Annotated in this window: 5 protein-coding genes; all 5 read right to left on the reverse strand. The window is 66.1% G+C overall.

Features of this window, described 5'->3' with window-relative positions:
- Positions 1 to 24 precede the first annotated feature (24 nt).
- Positions 25 to 501, reverse strand: a complete 477-nt coding sequence (locus tag BEN49_RS09470) for an MG2 domain-containing protein (RefSeq protein WP_070742780.1) — start codon at positions 499 to 501, stop codon at positions 25 to 27.
- A gap of 54 nt (positions 502 to 555) precedes the next feature.
- Entirely contained in the window at positions 556 to 1743 is a 1188-nt protein-coding gene (locus BEN49_RS09475; protein ID WP_070742781.1) for a DUF4249 domain-containing protein, read from the reverse strand.
- A 42-nt stretch (positions 1744 to 1785) separates the two neighbouring features.
- Positions 1786 to 2925 (reverse strand): DUF4249 domain-containing protein, encoded by a 1140-nt coding sequence (locus BEN49_RS09480; RefSeq protein WP_070742782.1) that lies wholly within the window; start codon positions 2923 to 2925, stop codon positions 1786 to 1788.
- A 42-nt stretch (positions 2926 to 2967) separates the two neighbouring features.
- On the reverse strand, positions 2968 to 4104 hold the full coding sequence (locus tag BEN49_RS09485) for a DUF4249 domain-containing protein (protein ID WP_070742783.1): 1137 nt from the start codon (positions 4102 to 4104) through the stop codon (positions 2968 to 2970).
- A gap of 12 nt (positions 4105 to 4116) precedes the next feature.
- Positions 4117 to 6463: TonB-dependent receptor (locus tag BEN49_RS09490; RefSeq protein WP_083325955.1), on the reverse strand; the 2347-nt coding region annotated here is incomplete at its 5' end.

A 6463-nucleotide genomic window follows, 5' to 3' on the forward strand; every position in this document is an offset into this window, starting at 1 on the left:
AGTGGCGGCTGGGGCCCCGGCGGGCTACGGGCGCGGGGCGCGGCCAGCGGCTGCCAGGTATTCACCACCGAAATGGGGGGCCTGGAAGTAGAAGTCCGGGCCGGCGTTTTTCATCCAGTTGGTGTAGGCGCGCAGCACGTAGCGGCCGGTGGGCAGCCCGGCGGGCAGCGCCAGCGTGCCCTGGCCCTGGGCGTCGCGCAGGGCCAGCTTGGTTTGCAGCACGGGGCGGCGGTCGGGGCCCAGCAGCTCCACGTAGGCCACGGTGCTCAGGGCCAGCGGGCGGTGGAAGGTGCCGTCCACGGCGTACATCTTTAGCCAAGCGGTTTCGCCCGCGGCGTAGGCCGGCCGGTCGCAGTGCACAAACAGTTCCTCCACCAGCGCCTGCCGGCCGTAACGCCGCAGCGGCTGGGCCAGCGAATCGGGGCCCTGGGCGCGGGCGGCGGCGGGCAGCAGCGCCAGGCCAGCGGCCAGGCAAACGAGGGGAAGGAAGGTGGGGCGCACGGGCAGAGGCAGTAACTAAGGTGTTTCGTAGCGGAAGGGGCAGAAAACGGCAACTTACCAAAAGCTGGGCTTCCGGGGGGTACCCCGCAGGCGGCAATCCACGCAGGCACGGCTAGAGCCGGTGTAGCCCAGGATAGTGGGGCCGCCCGGCGGCGGGCCAAAATACAAATCAATCGGCACGAGGGATGAGTCGCCAAAAATGCGGGTGTTGGGATAGAGAATGGTGTCCCCGAAGGGGTCAAACAGCAGCTCCTCGGCGGTGGTGCAGTCCTGGTAAGGGCTGTCGAACCCCAGGCCGCGGGGCAGCTCGGCGCGGTCAATAAAGATGCGCTTTTGCTGGACGGTGTGGGCCCCCACGTAGCCCAACACGGGCTCCTGGGCGTTGTCTACCCGGTGCACGTTGCCCGTGAGCTGCACCGGCAAGGGGTCGTTGACGCTGCCAACGGCCTCCGTATTCTTGCGTAGCAGCTCGTAGTACGCAAATTCCTCGGCCGTTTCGGCGTACTGGCTCACCAGCGCGCTGTAGCGAATTTGGAGGCGCTCGGCCCGGTTCGATATGTTAAGCACGCCGAAATCGGTCAGCGCGTCCTGGCTGAGCTGGGCGGTGCTGCCCTGGCGGATGGACGACGTGCGCTCCGTGCGCCAGCAGGTGTAGATGGGGGTGCTGCGGGGCGCAATTTGCTTGAGCGCGTAGTCGTACTCCAACGACGAATTGTAGGCCGAGTGGAATTCCCACGTTTCGACGAAGCCCCAGCGGTAGTAGCGCGACTGCTGCTGGCCGTCGTGCGTGCTCAGCAGCAGCCGCAGCTGGGTGGCGTCGATGTCCCAACCCAGTTTGTCAATGGGCGGCGTGATTTTCAGCGGCACCAGGTCCGAGGCGTAGGCCACGTTGGTGGCCGTGGTGATGCGCAGCTGGTACTGCCGCGCCGGGCTCAGCACCAGGCTATCCGACCGGTACGTGCCGCTGGCCCGCTCCACCAGGGCGTAGCGCGCCCCGGCATCGTCCACGATGAAGAGCTTGGCCCCTTTTTCCACCGCTGGGGGCCCCGGGGCGGCCAGGTTGATGGTGCGCGTGAGCAGTACGGTGGTGGGGCCGTTGCCGTTGATGGCGCCGTCCACGACCAAGTAGCTCGCCGGCGCGTCGATGACGTCCGGCGCGTACGGCTCCACGCACCCGCCCAGGGCCCCCAGCAGGGCCAGCCGGGGGCCCCAGTGGGCAAGGAAAGGAAAGCGGTGGCGCATGCTGAGCAGAAAGGAAAAGTCAAGAACGGGGCCCCGGGGCCGCTACCAGAAGCTGGGCTTCAGGTTGCTACCGCGCAGGCGGCAGTCCACGCACTCGCGCGTGGCGCCGGTGTAGAGCGGTACCATGGGCACGTAGGCAATGGGCACCGTGCCCTGCCCCACGAAGGACGCCGCGGCCAGCGAATCGCCAATCGTGCAGCTCTGGTAGGGATTGTCGAAGGCCCAGTTGGCGGGCAAGGGCAGCTCGGCGCGGGCAATGAACAGGCGCTTGGTTTGCACGGTGTGGGCCCCCACGTAGCCTAGCACCGGCTCCTGGGCGTTGTCCACCCGGTGCACGTTGCCCGTGAGCTGCACCGGCAGCGGGTCGTTGACCGTGCCCACGGCCTCCGTATTCTTGCGCAGCAGCTCGTAGTAGGCGAATTCCTCGGCCGTCTCCGCGTACTGGCTCACCAGGGCGCTGTAGCGAATCGCCAGCCGCTCGGCCCGGCCCGGGATGGTGAGCAGCGGGAAGTTGGTCAGCACGTCCTGGCTGAGCTGGGCCGTGCTGCCCTGGCGGATGGCCGACGAGCGCGCGGTTTGCCAGCAGGTGTAAATCGGCGTCGTGCGAAACACCACTTTCCGCTGCCCGGGGTCGTACTCCAGCGTTGAGTTGAAAGCCGAGTGAAACTCATAGGTTTCGGTAATGCCCCAGCGGTAGTAGCGCGTTTGCTGCTGCGCATCGTGCGTGCTCAGCGCGAGCTGCACCTGGGTGCCATCAGAAGTCCAGCCCAGCTGGTCGATGGCCGGCGTCACCTTCAACGGCACCAGATCGGAGGCATAGGCCGCCGCGCCAGCGGCCCGCGTGAAGCGCAGCTGGTAGCGCCGCGCCGGGCTCAGCACCAGGCTATCGGACTGGTAGGTACCGCTGGTTTTCTCGGTCAGGGCGTAGCGAGCGCCTGTATCGTCGGCAATAAAAATCTTGGCCCCCTTCTCCACCGCCGGGGCCCCCGGGGCGGCCAGGCTGGCCGTGCGCGTGAGCAAAATGGTGGTGCGCCCGTTGCCGTTAATAAACCCGTCCACGACCAAGTAGCTCGCCGGCGCATCAATGACGTCCGGCGCGTACGGTTCCACGCACCCGCCCAGGGCCCCCAGCAGGGCCAGCCGGGGGCCCCAGCGGGCAAGGAAAGGAAAGCGGTGGCGCATGCTGAGCAGAAAGGAAAAGTCAAGAACGGGGCCCCAGGGCCGCTACCAGAAGCTGGGCTTCACGTTGCTGCCCCGCTGGCGGCAGTCCACGCAATTGCGCGAGCCGGCCAGGATGCCGTCTGGGTTTCTGGTTCTGGAAATGGGCACCACGTTCGGATCATTAGCGGCGCCCTTCAACGTGTCGACCACGCAATTTTTGTAGGGCGTGTCGTACTGGTAAAAGTCCACGAACGGCAGCTCGGCGCGGGTGATAAAAATGCGCTTCTGCTGCACGGTGTGGGCCCCCACGTAGCCCAGCACGGGCTCCTGGGCGTTGTCCACCCGGCGCACGTTGCCGGTGAGTTGCACCGGCAACGGGTCGTTGACGGTGCCCACGGCCTCCGTATTCTTGCGCAGCAGCTCGTAGTACGCAAATTCCTCGGCCGTTTCGGCGTACTGGCTCACCAGCAGGCTGTAGCGAATCTTGAACCGCTCGTCTTGCCGGGGAAAGTGGAGCAGCTCCACGTCCGCGAGGGCATCCTGGCTGAGTTGGGCCGAGCTGCCCTGCTTGATGGCCGACAGCCGGTTGGTGTGCCAGCAGGTGTAGATGGGCGTGGTGCGGTCCACGATGTCGTCCTTCACCCGGTCGTATTCCAGGTACGACTGAAAGGCGGCGTTGAACTCCCAGGTTTCGGCCACGCCCCAGCGGTAGTAGCGCGTGGCCTGGGCGGGGTCGTGGGTGCTCAGCAGCAGCCGCACTTGCTCGTCCTGCACGCGCCAGCCCAGCTGGTCGATGGGCGGCGTCGCCTTGAGGGCCACTCGGGCCGATTCGTACACAGCGTTGCCCGCCGTGGTGGTAATGCGCAACTGGTACTGGCGCGCCGGGCTCAGCAGGAGGCTGTCGGACTGGTACGCCCCGGCGGTTTTTTCTGTGAGCGGGTAGCGTGTACCGGCATCGTCCAAGATGAAAAGCTTCGCTCCTTTCTCCACTGGCGGGGCCGTGGTAGCGGCCACGTTGAGGGTGCGCGTGAGCTGGATGCGGGTGCGCCCGTTGCCGTTAATGAAGCCATCCACGACCAAGAAGCTGTTGGGCGCATCAATAATTTCCGGTGCGTACGGCTCCACGCACCCGCCCAGGGCCCCCAGCAGGGCCAGCCGGGGGCCCCAGCGGGCAAACGAAGCGGTGGCGAAACGGGCCATGAAATAGAATAATTAGAAGCGGAAATTGTAGGTGACGGTGGGAATAGGGGCCCCAAAAATCGAGAGCTTGTAGCCCTTGATCTGGCCGTTCACCGTTTGGAAGTACACCGAATACGGGTTGCGGCGGCCGGTGAGGTTGTATACGGCGGCCGTCCACGAGCTGTGGGCCAGCTTCTTGCTCTTGTGGTTGCCCTCGATGTTGACGGCGAAGTCCATGCGGAAGTAGTCGGGCACTCGGTAGGCGTTGCGGTCGGAGTAGTACACGCGCACGGCCTGGTCTACCACGTACTTGGCCAGCGGCAGCGTAATGGGCCGGCCGGTGCTGTAGTTCACGTTCAGCGAGGTGCTGAAGCGCTGGCTGAAGCGGTAGTTGCCCACCAGCGTCACGTCGTGGGGCTTGTCGTAGTTGCTGGGGTACCAGTTGCCGTTGTTCACCACGTCGGTGGCCGTGTTCACCTGCACCAAGGAGCGGGCGTAGGTGTAGCTCAGCCAGCCGTTAATTTTGCCCTCGGTTTTGCGCAGCAGCACCTCCACGCCGTAGGCCCGGCCCACGGCGCTCACCAGGTCGGTTTCGAGGTGCGGGTTGAGCAGCAGCACCGCCCCGGGCTTGTAGTCGAGGAAGTCCTGGGTGCGCTTGTAGTAGCCCTCCACCGAAAACTCCACCGTGTTGCGCTTGAAGTTGTGGTAATAGCCCAGCGACACCTGGTCGCCCACTTGGGGCCGGATGTACTGGTCGCTTAACTTCCAGCTGTCGGTCGGCGATATCACGGTGGTGTTGGTGAGCTGGTGGATGTACTGGCGCATGCGCGTCAGGCTGGCCTTCACCGAGGAGTGCGCCGTCAGCTCGTACAGCGTCGAAAACCGCCACTCGGGCCCCCCGTAGTGCGCCAGCACCTGGCCCGTGCCGTAGCTCGCGGTGCCGGTCTGGGTGCTTTCGCTGCGCGAGATGCCGTCCAGGTACTGGGCCACGGCCCGGGGCCCCAGCGCCTGAAACAGCGCGTAGCGCAGCCCCGCTTGCACCGAAAACCGGGGGCTGACGTCGAAGCGCTCGGACGCATAAAGGGCGCTTTCCACGGCCCGCTCGTGCTGGATGGTGGTGGGCAGCAGCAGCGACTCGGGGCTGCCGGGCTGCTGGGTGCCGGGCGCAGTATTGTACAAAATGGAACTGCCCCCAAACTCCAGCGTGTGCTTGGGGTGCGGCAAGTAGGTAAAGTTGGCGTTCAGCGAAGTCTGGTTGACGTCGTAGTTGAAGGTGGAAGCCGAATTCGCGTTGCGGGTGGTGGCCAGGCTGAAGCCGTAGCGGCTGTAGGCCCCCGTGACGGTGCTTTGCAGCCGGGGCGAGTACGAGTGGCGCCACTTCAGGCTGGCCGCCGTGTTGCGGTACTCGTACACCGTGTCGCTGGCCAGCCGGAACCGGTCGTGGCTCAGGTACCCGCTGGCGTACAGCGAGTTCTTGGGGCTGAAGTCGTAGGTCAGGTAGGCGTTCAGGTCGTAAAACGAGGCCGCGCTCTGCTGCAAGGCGCTGTTGGGCACGCGCTTCAGCAGCCAGTCGGAATACGAGGCGCGGCCGCTGACGATGAACGAGCCCTTGCCGCCGGCCAGGGGCCCCTCCAGCGCCAGGCGGCTGGTGAGGGGCCCAATGCCCCCTGCCCCGCCAAAGGCCGTGCGCTTGCCCTCGCGCCCCACAATGTCGAGCACCGACGACAAACGCCCGCCGTAGCGCACTGGAATGGCGCTTTTGTACAATTCCACCGACTTGATAACGTCGGGGTTGAAGGCCGAAAAGAATCCGAACAAGTGGGCCGGGTTGTAGATAGTGGCGTCGTTGAAGAGCACCAGGTTTTGGTCGGTGCCGCCGCCGCGCACGCTCATGCCGGTGCTGCCCTCTCCCACGGTTTTCACGCCGGGCAACGACATAACGACCCGCAAAATGTCGGCCTCGCCGAAGACCGTGGGCACCTGCTTGATGGTCTTAATGTCAAGCTTTTGCACGCCCATTTGCAGGCCGCGCACGTTGCGCTCCTTCTGCCCTTCCACCACCACTTCGGTGAGGGCGGCCGCGTCGGCGGCTACTTCCAGGTCGAGGCGGCCGTTGGCGCGCAGCCACACCTGGCGCCGCGTGCTGCGCACCCCCATGCCCCGGATGTTGAGGTTGTAGCGGCCCACGGGCAGCGTGAGGGCGTAGCGGCCCTCGCGGTCGGTGGCCACGCCCACGCTCGGCGCCTCCACGTACACGGCCACCCCGATGGCCGGCTGGCCGCTGCCCGCCAGCCGCACGGTGCCCGTCAGCGTGGCCCGGGCGCCGGGCACCGCCGCCGCCGGGGGCCCTATTTCGTAGAGCTTGAACTTCCGACGTGCC

This window comes from Hymenobacter coccineus (assembly GCF_001816125.1).
GTDB classification, from domain to species: Bacteria; Bacteroidota; Bacteroidia; order Cytophagales; family Hymenobacteraceae; genus Hymenobacter; species Hymenobacter coccineus.

Excerpts from the sequence above, each read along its gene's own strand:
- BEN49_RS09480 (WP_070742782.1), bottom strand. The coding sequence starts at position 2,925 with ATGCGCCACCGCTTTCCTTTCCTTGCCCGCTGGGGCCCCCGGCTGGCC.
- BEN49_RS09475 (WP_070742781.1), bottom strand. The coding sequence starts at position 1,743 with ATGCGCCACCGCTTTCCTTTCCTTGCCCACTGGGGCCCCCGGCTGGCC.
- BEN49_RS09485 (WP_070742783.1), bottom strand. The coding sequence starts at position 4,104 with ATGGCCCGTTTCGCCACCGCTTCGTTTGCCCGCTGGGGCCCCCGGCTG.